The organism is Trichocoleus sp. FACHB-46 (genome assembly GCF_014695385.1).
GTDB lineage: Bacteria > Cyanobacteriota > Cyanobacteriia > FACHB-46 > FACHB-46 > Trichocoleus.
In genome coordinates this window covers 100,836-115,771 of sequence record NZ_JACJOD010000010.1, presented here as the reverse complement: position 1 = coordinate 115,771, position 14,936 = coordinate 100,836, and the positions used below count along the sequence as shown (strand labels likewise).

General features: G+C 49.1%; 11 protein-coding genes. 8 read left to right on the top strand and 3 right to left on the bottom strand.

The window, feature by feature from the left end:
• Positions 1–97: 97 nt before the first annotated feature.
• Complete coding sequence (locus H6F72_RS06470; protein ID WP_190432934.1) at positions 98–793, top strand: MBL fold metallo-hydrolase; 696 nt, start codon at positions 98–100, stop codon at positions 791–793.
• Between the two features lie 121 nt (positions 794–914).
• On the opposite strand, the gene H6F72_RS06465 is transcribed toward H6F72_RS06470, so the two are convergent.
• The 3 genes from H6F72_RS06465 to lepA form a co-directional block, all read right to left on the bottom strand.
• Positions 915–2,297, bottom strand: coding sequence for a UDP-glucose/GDP-mannose dehydrogenase family protein (locus H6F72_RS06465; RefSeq protein ID WP_190432932.1), 1,383 nt, complete (start codon positions 2,295–2,297; stop codon positions 915–917).
• A 69-nt stretch (positions 2,298–2,366) separates the two neighbouring features.
• Positions 2,367–3,362 (bottom strand): UDP-glucuronic acid decarboxylase family protein, encoded by a 996-nt coding sequence (locus H6F72_RS06460; RefSeq protein WP_190432928.1) that lies wholly within the window; start codon positions 3,360–3,362, stop codon positions 2,367–2,369.
• A gap of 718 nt (positions 3,363–4,080) precedes the next feature.
• Positions 4,081–5,892, bottom strand: a complete 1,812-nt coding sequence (lepA, locus tag H6F72_RS06455) for a translation elongation factor 4 (protein WP_190432926.1) — start codon at positions 5,890–5,892, stop codon at positions 4,081–4,083.
• A gap of 447 nt (positions 5,893–6,339) precedes the next feature.
• Between lepA and H6F72_RS06450 the strand changes: the two genes are divergently transcribed.
• The 7 genes from H6F72_RS06450 to nth all read left to right on the top strand — a co-directional run bounded on the left by H6F72_RS06450 (position 6,340) and on the right by nth (position 14,856).
• Positions 6,340–6,570, top strand: a complete 231-nt coding sequence (locus H6F72_RS06450) for a hypothetical protein (protein ID WP_190432924.1) — start codon at positions 6,340–6,342, stop codon at positions 6,568–6,570.
• A 276-nt stretch (positions 6,571–6,846) separates the two neighbouring features.
• Positions 6,847–8,754 carry an ATP-binding protein gene (locus H6F72_RS06445; RefSeq protein ID WP_190432923.1) on the top strand — a complete coding sequence of 636 codons (1,908 nt, stop codon included), beginning with the start codon at positions 6,847–6,849 and terminating at the stop codon, positions 8,752–8,754.
• Between the two features lie 112 nt (positions 8,755–8,866).
• Complete coding sequence (locus H6F72_RS06440) at positions 8,867–9,109, top strand: NifU family protein (protein ID WP_190432922.1); 243 nt, start codon at positions 8,867–8,869, stop codon at positions 9,107–9,109.
• Positions 9,110–9,224: 115 nt separating this feature from the next.
• Complete coding sequence (locus H6F72_RS06435; RefSeq protein ID WP_190432921.1) at positions 9,225–11,456, top strand: glycoside hydrolase; 2,232 nt, start codon at positions 9,225–9,227, stop codon at positions 11,454–11,456.
• Between the two features lie 202 nt (positions 11,457–11,658).
• Entirely contained in the window at positions 11,659–12,939 is a 1,281-nt protein-coding gene (gene serS, locus H6F72_RS06430) for a serine--tRNA ligase (RefSeq protein WP_190432920.1), read from the top strand.
• A 77-nt stretch (positions 12,940–13,016) separates the two neighbouring features.
• Positions 13,017–14,111 (top strand): RIP metalloprotease RseP, encoded by a 1,095-nt coding sequence (rseP, locus tag H6F72_RS06425; protein WP_190432919.1) that lies wholly within the window; start codon positions 13,017–13,019, stop codon positions 14,109–14,111.
• 37 nt (positions 14,112–14,148) lie between these two features.
• Positions 14,149–14,856 carry an endonuclease III gene (gene nth, locus H6F72_RS06420; RefSeq protein WP_190432918.1) on the top strand — a complete coding sequence of 236 codons (708 nt, stop codon included), beginning with the start codon at positions 14,149–14,151 and terminating at the stop codon, positions 14,854–14,856.
• Positions 14,857–14,936 lie beyond the last annotated feature (80 nt).

Sequence of the window (14,936 nt, the reverse complement as noted above, 5' to 3'; positions counted from 1 at the left end):
CTACTATGCAAGAAGCCCACTAGCCTGGTAGACATGTCTCACGAGCTGTTGCCAGCGTATTCTCAATTTACAAGAACTCCAAAGCCAAACTAAGACTATGCCGGAGCCACAAAGCTCACTATCAAAGCAGCCTCGTGTTGTCTTGGATGGACAACCTCCTTACACCCTGTACGCTTTCCCACCCAACCGAGATATTTTGGGTGGTACTGCTTATTTCATTGTAGGAAACGATGTTAATATCCTGGTCGATTGTCCTGCTTGGAACGAAGCCAACCTACAGTTTTTACAAGCTCAGGGTGGTGTCCGCTGGCTGTTTATCACTCATCGCGGCGGCATTAGCAAGTATGTCAGTGAAATACAACAAACCTTCGGCTGCCAAATCGTGGTCCAAGAGCAGGAAGCCTATTTGCTGCCAGGGTTAAATTCGATTCAATTTCATGAAACCTTCTCGTTTTATCCAGAAGCTCAAGCTCTATGGACCCCAGGACATTCTCCGGGCTCCGCTTGTCTTTATCATCAAGCCTATGGTGGGGTGCTGTTCTCTGGACGTCACTTAATCCCCAGCACTCAAGGGGAGCCTGTGCCGTTGCGAATTGCCAAAACTTTCCATTGGCCCCGCCAGTTGCGCAGCATTCAAAAACTACTGGAGCGATTTACACCCCAAACCCTCAACTTTATCTGTCCGGGGGCCAATACGGGATTTTTGCGGGGCGATCGCGCCATTGCCCAAGCTTACGATCGCTTAGCTCAGCTAGATTTGGCTGCTTACGCTGAAGCAAAGCCTTTGCTGTAATCGCAATCAAAAACCCCCCGAAAAAAATGCGCCCTCTTATTAGGAAAGGGCGCATTTTCTAGAGCGTGTTTAGATACTGAAAGTCAGTGAGTCTAGTTCAGACCAAGCTTCAGCTAAGAGTCTATCGACCCACACCTAGATAACGGAAGCCAGCCCGCTCTAGGATTTCTTCTTCGAGGAAGTTACGGCCATCGATCATGACGGGGTTGTTCATCAATTTCGCCATCTTCGCGTAGTCGAGGGTGCGGAATTGCTGCCAGTCGGTCACTAACACCAAGGCATCGCAACCATCAGCCAAGCGCTCAGGGTCAGTTTCTACTAACACATTGGATAGGCCATGACGCAAACCAGTTTGGGAAACGATGGGGTCGTAAGCCTTAACTTTGGTGCCCAAGCGAGTTAGGTGCTCGATCAAGTCTAGAGCAGGCGCATCCCGCATATCGTCTGTGTCGGGCTTGAAGGTCAGACCCAACAAACCAACCGTTTTGCCTTTCAAAATTTTGAGGACTTGCTGGAGTTTTTCGAGCGCAATCAAGCGTTGGCGCTGGTTGACGCTGACCGCAGCTTTGAGCAAGTGAGCCTCGTAGCCGTAGTCATCAGCAGTATGAATCAGCGCTGAAACGTCTTTGGGGAAGCAGGAACCACCCCAGCCAATTCCAGCTTGTAAGAACTTGCTGCCAATCCGAGAGTCTAGACCAATCCCTTTCGCCACTTGTACGACATCAGCGCCAACGCGATCGCAAATGTTGGCAACTTCGTTAATAAAGCTGATTTTGGTAGCTAGGAAAGCATTGGAAGCATACTTCACCATTTCTGCCGAGCTGATGTCGGTGCTAACCACTGGCACTGGGGGCAAAGACTTGTCTTCCGCAAACTGCCGCTCTGTAATTGGTGTGTAGAGTTCTTGCATCATCGCGATCGCTTTAGAGCTGTTGCTGCCCAAAACAATCCGGTCAGGGTTGAAGGTGTCGTATACAGCCGAACCTTCCCGCAAGAATTCAGGGTTGCTGACTACATCGAACTGAGCACCGAGGCTTTCTTCAGCTATTGCACCGCCAGCGCCGACCAAAGTTTGCTGACGCTCAGCAATCCCATCGAGCACAATCATTCTGACCCAGTCACCTGAGCCGATCGGTACGGTGGACTTGTTCACAATCACCTTGTAGCCGCCGTTGAGATGGCTACCGATGCCGCGAGCTACTGCTTCTACATAGCGAGTATCACTTTCGCCGGTTGGTAGTGGAGGTGTACCCACTGCAATGAAGAGTACTTCGCCGTGGTTAACACCTGCACCCAAGTCAGTTGTGAATTGAATCTTTCCACGCTGAATTGAAGACTGCATCAACTCTGACAGCCCCGGTTCAAAGATGGGAGATTGACCAGCCTGCATCAGTTTGACTTTCTCTTCGTTGTTATCAACGCAGATCACATCATGTCCAATGTGAGCCAAGCAGACTCCAGTTACTAGGCCAACGTATCCAGTACCAATGACACAAACGCGCATAGGGTGAGTCCTCGAAAAGGGGCAAATGAAGGTGAAAGGTCAGGAAATCAGAACGAGGCAGGGAACGCTTTAGAACGTTTTCAACATGGCAGGAGAGCCAGTTAAATCGTTGACGGACGGATTACTATCTGGATTTGGGCTTGTAATCCGAGTCCGAAAATCTTCTACAGTTAACCGCAAGCCATCCTGTAAGGGAACAGTCGGCTGCCATCCCAGCCAAGTTTTAGCTTTGGTGATGTCGGGCTTACGGCGACGGGGATCGTCCTGGGGTAACGGTTCAAATCGAATTGCCACGTCTGGAGCTACCATTTGTTGCACGGCTTGAGCCAGTTGCAAGATGGTGTACTCATCAGGATTCCCCAAATTTACAGGACCAGTATGCTCACCGTTCATTAAACGGATGAAACCGTCTACTAAATCTGAGACGTAGCAAAAGCTTCGAGTTTGAGAGCCATCCCCATAAACAGTCAGGGGAACTCCTCGCAGAGCTTGAACAACAAAGTTACTGACAACCCGACCGTCGTTTTCTAGCATTCTGGGGCCGTAGGTATTGAAGATTCGAGCCACGCGAACTTCAACATCATTTTGGCGGTGGTAATCAAAAGCTAGGGTTTCTGCAACCCGTTTACCCTCGTCGTAGCAGCTACGAATACCAATAGGGTTGACATTCCCTCGGTATTCCTCAGTTTGAGGATGCTGCTCTGGATCACCATAAACCTCAGAAGTAGAAGCGAGGAAAAATCTCGCTTTGACTCGTTTAGCCAAGCCCAGCATATTCAAAGTGCCCATCACATTAGTTTTGATGGTTTTGACTGGATTGTACTGATAGTGCACTGGCGAGGCTGGACAGGCTAGGTGATAAATCTGGTCCACTTCCAGGGAAATAGGTTCGGTGATGTCATGGCGAATCAACTCAAAATAGGGATGATTTAGCCATTTCAGCAAATTCCGTTTATGTCCCGTATAGAAGTTATCGATGCAAAGGACTTCGTGTCCCTCTGTCATCAATCGATCTATGAGATGTGAACCAATAAATCCAGCACCACCTGTGACTAAAATTCTCATAGTTTGAAGCTACAGATATTTGAAGAGGGTTGAATTATTTTACAACCCAATCCTGAGTCAACTGGAAAACGGACGTTAGGGCCGATTCAAGGTTTCTAAGCTGTTGGATTAGCTCTTTGGAGGAAAGCTGTCCTCTAAGTTAACCTCTGATTTTTGGACTGTCTAGCGTTGCCGTATTTGTACTGATTTGTTTAGAAAACTAACAGAAATTTTGGGTGGAGTCAGATCTAAAACCGTAGAATTCACCAAAACTTAATAGCAATCCTGAATTGATGAAAATTAGCCTAGTTTAGCCTTACCAGAGACCAAGTAAGTCAACGCCAAAATGCTGAGAATGTCTGTTCAGGAGCGATCGCTCTAGTGTCCTCTAGGCTTGAAGAGCATCAGCATTAGCCAGTAAATAATCTAAGAATCAGAATAAATTTAATATCAAATATGTCAATTGGAAGATGCTGAATTGACCAAAATAGGAGTCTTGAGCACAGCTCAGATGTAATCAGACTTTAACTTGAATTCCTGAGCCTGCTGACGCTGATGAAAATTCTGCCAGTAAGCGTTACATCAGTCACGAGTTACTTGTGGCTTGCAAAAAATACTCCCACTCAGTAGTTTCCCCGCAAGGTGCTTTCGAGTGGGAGTGTTGCCAACGGCAAGTACAAATGCAAGTAAATTTATTTGCAAGGCGAACTAAACTCAGTAATGCCGCCCAAAGCCCAAATTAGGACTGATCCAGGCGCAAGACAGCCATAAACGCCTCTTGGGGCACATCTACGGTACCGATAGCCTTCATGCGCTTTTTACCCTTGGCTTGCTTTTGCAGCAGCTTCTTCTTCCGGCTAATGTCACCGCCATAGCATTTAGCCAGTACGTCCTTGCGTAACGCTGGGATACTTTCGCTGGCAATGACTTTGGAGCCAATGGCTGCCTGTAGAGGAATCTTGAACTGGTGGCGAGGAATTAGTTCTTTGAGCTTTTCGACCAACACGCGACCCACTCCATAAGCTTTGTCGCGGTGAACAATCGTAGCCAATGAGTCTACTGGATCGCCGTTAATCATGATGTCTAGGCGCACCAGCGGATTTTCCTGATAGTCAATTAAGTGGTATTCCATGCTGGCGTAACCGCGCGATCGCGACTTCATTTGATCAAAGAAGTCGGTTACTACCTCAGCCAAAGGCAACTCATAAATCAGCGTTGTACGGCCTTTAGTGAGGTATTTCATGTCTTTGAATACCCCCCGTCGGGTCTGACTCAACTCCATCAGGGTACCGACGTACTCCTCCGGCGTAATCATGTCTACTTGGACGTAAGGCTCTTCAATTTTCTCGCGCTCTTGAGGGCCCGGTAAACGACTCGGATTGTCTACGAGAGTCACTTCGCCTTTCATAGTCGTGACTCGATAGATCACCGAGGGAGCCGTAATAATCAAATTCAGGTTATATTCTCGTTCCAAGCGTTCTTGCACAATTTCCATGTGCAACAAGCCGAGGAAGCCACAACGAAACCCAAACCCCATCGCGCTAGAGGTTTCCGGTTCGTAGTAAAGCGCTGCGTCATTGAGCTTGAGTTTTTCTAATGCTTCCCGCAAATCCTCGTACTGATCGGCGTCTACCGGAAACATGCCACAGAACACCATCGGCTTGGCTTCTGTATAGCCTGGGAGCGGCTCTGCTGCTAAGGCATTGGCTTGGGTAATTGTGTCACCAACCCGCGCATCTTCAACCGCTTTGATTGCTGCTGCCAGGTAGCCTACCTCGCCAGCATGCAGTTCATCCACTTGGACTTGGGTGGGCGAAAGTACGCCTAGTTCGTCGATTTGGTACTCTTTTTTCGAGGCCATTAACCGGATGCGATCGCCTTTTTTCACCGTGCCATCCATGACTCGGAAATAAACGACCACACCCCGGTAGCTATCGTAGTAACTGTCAAAAATCAAGGCTCGCAAGCGATCGTTAATGGTGTCCTTCGGCGGGGGCACCAAGTGGACGATCGACTCCAAAATTTCATTAATGCCAAGCCCTTCTTTAGCCGAGGCCAAAATAGCCCCACTACAGTCGAGCCCCACAACCTCTTCAATTTCCTGCTTGACCCGCTCCGGGTCGGCACCAGGCAAATCAATTTTGTTCAGGACTGGAATAATTTCTAGATTATGTTCTAAAGCTAAATAGACGTTGGCTAGCGTTTGCGCTTCTACACCCTGTGAGGCATCGACTACCAACAACGCGCCTTCACAAGCTGCGAGCGATCGCGACACCTCATAAGAGAAATCTACGTGCCCTGGTGTATCAATCAAGTTCAGGACGTACTGCTCGCCATCACGGGCTTTGTAGTTCATCCGCGCTGCCTGGAGCTTGATAGTGATCCCTCGCTCGCGCTCTAGATCCATATTGTCTAGAAATTGGGCCTTCATATCCCGATCACTAACAGTGCCAGTTGTTTGTAGCAGGCGATCCGCGAGGGTAGATTTTCCGTGGTCAATATGGGCAATGATCGAAAAATTACGAATGCGAGAAACGGGCACGTCGGTCATATAGCTGGCTCAATTAACAGGCAGGATGAAGATGACTAAGAAACAATTTCAGCTTTGTGAATTAGCCCAAAGCCAGGGCAAATTAGGGGCGGAATTTAGAAGGCTCTGTAATGCATTTTGACACAATCCTCGGTCTGCAAGCGCAAGGACTCTAGGCTCAAACAGCCACGACAGGCACAGCTCTTACAAGGCTAGCTTAGCTCGACCCAGCCTCAAATAGAGCTAGATCGCTGAGGTTGAACGCAGATATGCCGCGGGATTAGAGGGCAGCATGTACAATGCACGTAGGAACTCAATTCCTATGTCTAGAATTTTTTATGACTCAGATGTATTTTTGATCCTTCAAAAAACGTTTTGGGTGTTGCTTGAGGGCGAAACTACTTAAAAACCGTTGCCGCCTTCCCAGTCTCTTCGCATTTGATCCACTGAAGATCTCTGTCATTACTTATGAGTGAGCAGGCTAGCCCTTCCCCACGACCATCGGATAAGGTTGAGATTGCAATTCATTTAGACCCAGAATTGCTTGATCAAATTCAACATCTCACCAGCGATCCTAGTAAGGTGATTGAGACAGCAGTACGGCAGTGGTTGAGGGGAGAATCTTCCTCGGACTACGAACTATCTCGAACGCTGCCTAGAAATCCTCCGGTGCCCCCTAGAGGCGAGTGGAATGATTGATCTAGCGGCTCACCTCAAACCTTGAAGGTTAATTAAATTGTCGAACTGGGATAACTGCTTGTATATCAGTGCCTAGGCCAGTCAGGGCCAGCCAAGTTCTACTACTCATAGCAGTTTTCCTGAAGATAGCGAACGGTTTCTTGGGTTCTAGACATTTGCTTGGTTGCATCTACTCTGTCCTTCTAGGCGATCGCGAAGCCTCACTAAGCTGAAAGAAATTAAGCCTAACGTAGTGCTTCTCTATTCGCACCCTTCGCAGTTTCGCATCCTATACTAATGACCTCTTCCGCTGACTCTAAATTTTCATTAACGGAACTGACAGAATTAGTACCTGCTACTGATAACCCTGAATACTTGCAGGGATTAGGGTCTGAGTTGGTATTTACCCAAACGGTTACAGGGGAATACCTTTCGTTTTATTGGCAGGAAGCTGAACACTTTGGACTCACACCAGATCAACTGGTAGGTCATGGCCTTGGAGAAGGGTTTGGGCCAGCGGCGCTCAATCCTTATCTAGGGCGAGTGCGACGAGTCTTAGACTATTTAACTCCCGATCGCTTTACCTATCCCTTTCGCTTCGGCGATCAATACCTACTCTTCGACTTGATTGTTAGTCCTATCCTCACTCCCAGCGGCATCGCTACAACCGCCCTGATCATGGGTAGACGACTATCCACCTCTGGTCGCGATCAAGGAGTTGCCGTTGAAGCAGATTTCCCCCGCCACGAAGCTCCTAATTCAGATCGCTATCAAAAACTACTCACCCAAATTGCCTGGAACATCCGGCGCACCCTTGACTTAGAGACGATTTGGCAGCAAACCGTTAATGGTTTGGGTAAAGCTTTAGGCGTTAGCCGCTGTATCATCTGTCCCTACGAAAGTGGCAACTCTGCTGTCAAGGTGGTGGCAGAATTTTGTCAGGATCAGGCTCCCTCCATGCAAGGGCAGACCCTAAAAATTGCTGAGGAAGTCCATGTCAGACAGGCGCTGACTCTACTGGAGCCGATTTTGCTCGAGCAAAGCGCCAATACGATGCATATTTTCAATGGCGCTTACAGCGGTCAGGAAGGAAATCACTCAAGTAACGGTTCCACGGCGCAAGTTCTGGAGGGGCCGAAGCAATCAATTTTGATGGTTGCTACCTGCTACCAAGATCAACCCAACGGCTTGATTTGCTTGTATCAGTGCGATCGCCCTCGGATGTGGAGCGAAGCTGAAATTGACCTAGTGCGAGAGTTGGCCGACCAAGTGGGAACCGCGATCGCCCACGCCACTCTATTTACCGCGAGTCAGACCTTAGCCAACCAACTCCAAAAAGTCAACGAAGATTTAGTCCAGAAGCATCGCGAGTTAGAAGAAGCTAGCCAGCAAGCTGAAGAAGCATCGCGTCTTAAAAGTGAGTTCTTGGCCAATACATCCCACGAACTCCGCACTCCGCTGAATGGCATGATCGGCTTCCTCAAGCTGGTGATGGATGACATGGTCGATAGCCCAGAAGAGCAGCACGAGTTTATCGAAGAAGCTTATGACTGTGCTATTCACCTCATGCAGCTGATCAATGACATCCTTGACATTGCCAGAATCGAGGCTGGCAAAATGCAGCTAGAGTTAAGCCCTGTCAACCTCAACGAACTCTTGTCCGCAGTGGAAAACTTCTCTCAAAGACAAATTCAAGCCCAACAGAAAAACTTGAATTTTGAAATCAATTTACCCCCTACTTACGACCAAATTATTTTGGAGGGTAACTATCAGCGCTTGCTGCAAGTGATGCTGAATTTAGTGGGAAATGCCATTAAATTCACCCATGAAGGCGGCATCACCATCAGCGCTGAAGTGGTGAAGAAGAAAGTCACTGTGCAAAACAATGAGCGGCCTGGAATGGTGAAAATTCGAGTAGCCGACACAGGCATTGGCGTTTCTCTCGACAAACAAGATAAATTGTTCCAGTCCTTTAGCCAGGTAGACGGTTCTCGAACTCGTCAATATGGTGGTACAGGTTTAGGGCTCGCCATCTCGCAACGCTTGGTTGAGGCAATGGGTGGCGTGGTCAACTTCTACAGCTTGGGTGAAGGATTAGGCTCAACGGTTACTTTTGACGTGCCTCTATTTCAAGAGCCGATTATGAGCACTACTACTTCATTAAATGAGTCGGTAGACCTCTTGGTAGAGCGATTACCGCAATAAGCTAAACATTCTCTGCTGGAGCCAGAAGCTCCCGTGCGGTCTTTACCTTTGTAGCGTTAGGATAAACCTAGGATCAATATCGCTGCAATTGACAGACTGCGAAAGGGAAACTATGGCTGAAACTCTAGCGTTAACCTCAGAAAACGTAGAAAAGGTACTGGATGAACTGCGTCCCTACTTGATCTCGGATGGCGGCAACGTCGAACTTGTAGATATTGATGGACCAGTAGTCAAACTACGGCTCCAAGGCGCTTGTGGCTCTTGCCCCAGTTCTACAATGACGCTTCGTATGGGCATTGAGCGGCGCTTGCGGGAATTTATTCCAGAAATTGCTGACGTTGAACAGGTCATGTAAGGAAACGTTACTGACATTAACCGTTTTTTTACACTGTGCATAAAGTGATTAAGCAGGGAAGGTAAGTCCATCTTTCCTGTTTATTTTTTATGGTAAGAGCTCCTTCACAATTCCTATGACTTATCCTCTCTACGTCGCTTTTATCTGGCATCAGCACCAGCCGTTGTACAAATCGCGCGTGGCGGGTCAGTACCGTCTGCCTTGGGTGCGATTGCACGGTACAAAAGATTATTTAGATCTGGTGCTGTTACTAGAGCGTTACCCCAAGCTGCATCAAACGGTCAATTTAGTGCCGTCTTTGATCCTGCAAATTGAAGACTACGTAGCGGGACAAGCATTCGACCCTTATCTTTCAGTTGCTTTGTTGCCCTCAGAGCAACTGACGCAAGAGCAAAAAGAATTTATTGTGGGGCATTTCTTCGATGCAAATCACCATACCTTGATCGATCCACATCCTCGCTATGCTGAGCTATACGGTCAGCGGCAGGACCGAGGGGAGGCATGGTGCTTAGAAAACTGGAACTTGCAAGACTATAGCGACCTGCTAGCTTGGCACAACTTAGCCTGGATAGACCCCCTGTTCTGGGATGACCCCGAGATTGAGCAGTGGCTAAAGCAGGGCCGCAATTTTACGATTGGCGATCGCCAGCGTATTTACTCCAAGCAGCGCGAGATTCTCAGCCGCATTATTCCGCAACACCGGGCCATGCAGGAAACAGGGCAGCTAGAAGTGACGACTTCGCCCTACACTCACCCGATTTTGCCGCTGCTGGCTGATACCAACACTGGGCGAGTGGCGATTCCCAATATGAGATTGCCAGAACAGCGGTTTCAGTGGGCAGAGGATATTCCGCGCCATTTGCAGAAATCTTGGGATATGTATCTCGATCGCTTTGGTCAAGCCCCGCGTGGGTTATGGCCTTCTGAGCAGTCGGTGAGCCCAGAAATCTTGCCACATGTGGCGAAACAAGGATTTAACTGGTTGTGCTCCGATGAAGCGGTGTTGGGCTGGACGCTGAAGCATTTCTTCCATCGCGACGGTCTGGGTAATGTCCATGAGCCAGAACTCTTGTACCGACCGTATCGCCTAGAAACTCCAAATGGTGACTTGGCGATCGTATTCAGAGATCACCGTTTGTCTGACTTGATTGGGTTTACTTACAGCGCCATGGAGCCGAAGCGGGCCGCCGCTGATCTGGTGGGGCACTTGGAGGCGATCGCGCGATCGCTGAAGAAACGCCAATCCAGTGGCAGCACCGCTCTGGAACAGCCTTGGCTTGTCACGATTGCGTTAGACGGCGAAAACTGTTGGGAGTTTTATCAACAAGATGGCAAACCGTTCTTAGAGGCCTTCTATCAAACCTTGAGTAACGATCAAGATATTAAGTTGGTCACGGTTTCTGAGTTTGTCGAGAAATTCCCACCGACAGAGACCATACCAGCGGCTCAACTCCACAGCGGTTCTTGGGTAGACGGTAGCTTCACAACTTGGATTGGCGATCCGGCGAAAAATCGGGCCTGGGATCTGCTTACTGAAGCCCGCCAAGTACTAGCCAACCACCCCGAAGCCACTGAAGAAAGCAATCCTGCCGCTTGGGAAGCGCTTTACGCCGCTGAAGGCTCCGATTGGTTTTGGTGGTTTGGTGAAGGGCACTCTTCCAACCAAGATGCCATTTTTGACCAACTCTTCCGCGAACACTTGTGCGCTATCTATCAAGCCCTGAACGAGCCAGTACCGTCCCACTTGTACCGTCCCATTGAGGTTCATGAAGCGAAGGGAGACCACCGTCCTCAAGGGTTTATCCACCCAGTGATTGATGGACGTGGGGATGAGCAGGATTGGGATAAAGCAGGTCGCATTGAAGTGGGGGGAGCCAGAGGCACCATGCACCGCAGTAGTCCCATGCAACGCCTTTGGTACGGAGTTGATCACTTAAACTTTTACCTACGTCTAGACTTTCAAGCAGGGATGCAGGCTGGGATTGGGCGATCGCCAGAACTGAATTTATTGTGGTTCTACACCAACCAAACCATGCACAACAGCCCAGCGCCGATCGCGGACCTACCCGACGAAGCGCCCTTGAATTATCTATTTCACGACCATCTCAGCATCAACTTAGCAACCGAATCCATTTGGTTTCAGCAAGCGGGAGAGCATTACCAATGGCATCCCCGTCCCAGCCGCGCCCAAGTCAGGATCGACAAGTGCTTAGAGTTAGCAGTGCCCTGGGCAGACTTACCCGCCAAACCAGACTGGTCGCTAAGGGTGGTATTAGTGCTCTCAGATGGGGGCCGCTACCACAGCTATGTCCCAGAAGAAGCGTTGATTCCGTTTGATGTGCCTTAATCTTGAGACCTAACCCCCAGCCCTTCCCTGCTAGAGAAGGGGAGCAAGGTTCAGAGCCCCTCTCCTTAAGGAGAGGGGTTTGGGGAGAGGTTTGCTGGTAAACAAGGAAACCGTCAAGCCCCACAAAACTTAAAGAGAATCCCAATAAACGGTATATCTTGATCTATTGCCGAAGTATTAATCAAGATTTTGAGGAAGATTTGTGCTTGATCTGAAGCAGATCCGGGAAAATCCACAAGCAGTCCAAGAACGCCTGAACCACCGATCGGGCAATTTTGACATTCAGCCGATTCTGCAATTGGATCAACAACAGCGGGAAATTGAGAAGGAGCGAGCGCAACTTCAAGCTCGTGGTAACGAGATTGGTAAACTCGTTGGACAAAAAATTAAGGCAGGCAGTGACCCTAAAGGCCCAGAAATTCAAGAATTGCGGGAAGAGGGCAACCAGATCAAGGTCAAACTCAGCAATTTAGAGCCCCACGAAAAAGAACTGAAAGCTCAGATTGAATCGCTGCTCCTGACCTTGCCCAACTTGCCCAGCGATTCTACCCCCGTGGGCCAGAGCGAGGAAGAAAACGTTGAGGTGCGGCGTTGGGGTGATGAATACAAGCCGCAAAACCCCAGTATTTTGCCTCACTGGGAAATTGGTGAAAAACTCGGCATTCTCAACACCGAGCGATCGACTAAAGTAGCTCAAAGTCGATTTGTTACCTTAATTGGGGCTGGAGCAGCGCTAGAGCGAGCTTTGATTCAGTTCATGCTCGATCGCCAAACTGAGGCAGGTTATCTGGAGGTGATTCCGCCGTTCTTGATCAATAGCGAATCGCTGACCGCCACAGGCCAACTGCCTAAATTTGCGGAAGAGAGTTTCAAGTGCGAGTCCGATGATCTTTGGCTAGCCCCCACAGCCGAGGTTCCCGTAACCAACCTCTACCGCGATGAAATTCTAGCGGCGGAGCAACTACCCATCCATCACTGCGCCTATACCCCATGTTTTCGCCGGGAAGCAGGCAGCTATGGGCGGGACACACGCGGCTTAATTCGTCTGCACCAATTTAACAAAGTGGAATTGGTCAAACTGGTGCATCCCAGCACCTCAGAGCAAGAACACCAAGCTTTAGTACAAAACGCCGAAGCAATTTTGCAAGCTCTAAAGCTACCTTATCGAGTGATTGAGCTTTGCACTGGAGACTTAGGTTTTGGAGCCGCCAAGTGCTACGACCTAGAGGTTTGGTTGCCAGCTTCGGGTAAATATCGCGAAATCTCTAGCTGTTCTAACTTCTTAGATTTCCAAGCCCGACGCGGCAATATTCGCTTTAAGGAGGCTGGGCAAAAAGGCACCCAACTGGTTCACACCTTGAATGGTTCTGGCTTAGCAGTCGGTCGGACAATGGCTGCGGTTCTGGAAAATTACCAACAACCAGACGGTACAGTGCGTCTACCCGAAGTGTTACAACCCTACCTCCGGCGAGAGGTTCTCTAAGATGGAGTCGGCGTCAACGATTCAGGCATCTTAGAATAGTAAAGATATCTAACAGACGTTTTTCGGGTCTTAAATCTATGTCAGTTTTGGCGGCGATCGCAGTCTTAGCACTCTTGATTGTGGTCCATGAGTTGGGTCACTTCACCGCAGCGCGGGCTCAAGGCATCCACGTGAATCGCTTTTCCTTAGGGTTTGGCCCCGTTCTGTGGAAATATCAAGGGCCAGAAACTGAATATGCCATTCGCGCTTTCCCATTAGGGGGGTTCGTTGGCTTTCCTGATGATGATCCAGAGAGCGAAATTCCCCCTGAAGATCCGAATCTACTGCGAAATCGCCCCGTGCTCGATCGAGCGATCGTCATTAGCGCTGGCGTGATTGCTAATTTAATTTTTGCCTACTTCCTGCTCGTCGGGCAGGTCGCCGCAGTTGGGACTCCAGAGTTTAACTATCAGCCTGGTGTCATCGTGCCCAAGGTTGCCGCCGAAGTTAGCTCAGCCGCAACGAAAGCGGGCATCAAATCTGGAGACATCGTCCTGAGTGTTAACAATCGGGAATTAGGTGCTTCCAAACAAGCAATCCAGATCTTGATGGAAGAGATTCAAACTCACCCAAATGAAGCGCTGCCGCTTACCGTGCAACGCGGTGATGAAACGTTGTCTCTCAGCGTCAAGCCTGATTTAGGCCCAGAAGGCAAAGGCCGTATTGGGGTGCAACTGGCTCAAAACGCCGAGGTAAAGCGCCGTCGAGCTAGCAATATCTTGGAAGCCTTCAGCACAGGTGCCAACGAATTTCAGCGCATCGTGGTTCTGACAGTCCAAGGCTTTGGTCAGTTAATCAGTAACTTTGGTGAAACGGCTGAGCAGGTTTCTGGCCCAGTGGCGATCGTAGCTCTGGGAGCTAATATTGCTCGTTCCGATGCTGCTAGCTTATTCCAGTTTGCGGCGCTGATCAGCGTTAACCTGGCCATTATCAACATCTTGCCTCTACCTGCTTTAGATGGTGGGCAGTTGGCCTTTCTCGCAATCGAAGGGCTACGGGGCAAACCTCTACCGACCAAAATTCAAGATGGCGTGATGCAAACGGGTTTAATGCTCTTGTTAGGCTTGGGCATTTTCTTGATTATTCGCGATACGGTCAATCTAGAACCTGTACAAAAGTTGTTTCAACCTTAGATCAGCAGGCTGAATCTACTGCTCCTTCTGCTATGCCATGAGCATTACGCGAAAACTGTCTGCCAAAAAGCAACGGGCTTTGGAAATCTTGATTCGTTTGAAGCGACTCTATCCAGAAGCCCCTTGCACCCTCAATTATGAAACTCCTGTCCAACTCTTAGTGGCGACAATTCTTTCGGCCCAATGCACCGATGAACGAGTCAACCAAGTCACTCCAGAATTGTTTCGCCGCTTTCCAGATGCTGCGGCCCTTGCTGCTGCTGACCCACTAGACTTGGAAACTTTAGTGCGATCGACCGGGTTCTACCGCAACAAAGCCAAAAATATTCGGGCAGCTTGCTATTTGATTCAGACTGAATTTAATGGTCAAGTGCCCAAGTTGATGGAAGATTTGCTGAAACTCCCAGGCGTGGCTCGTAAAACAGCGAATGTGGTATTAGCCCATGCCTACGGAATTCATGCTGGGGTGACGGTCGATACTCATGTTAAGCGGCTGACTCAACGCTTAGGACTCACCAAGCACACCGACCCCATTCATATTGAGCGGGACTTGATTAAGCTGCTGCCACAACCAGATTGGGAAAATTGGTCGATTCGGATCATTTATCACGGGCGGGCGGTTTGCAATGCTCGTAATCCTGCTTGCGATCGCTGCCTCCTAGCCGACCTCTGCCCCTCCGCTGATCCAAACAAGGTGGATATAGCAGCTTTGCAACCGCCCTTACTCACAGCCCCACAAATCTGATTAATCGACATTGGGGTAGATCAGGGTCTGTTGAATCAGATAGAATAGAAAATGCTGTCTTTATTTGAGAGAAACCAGGC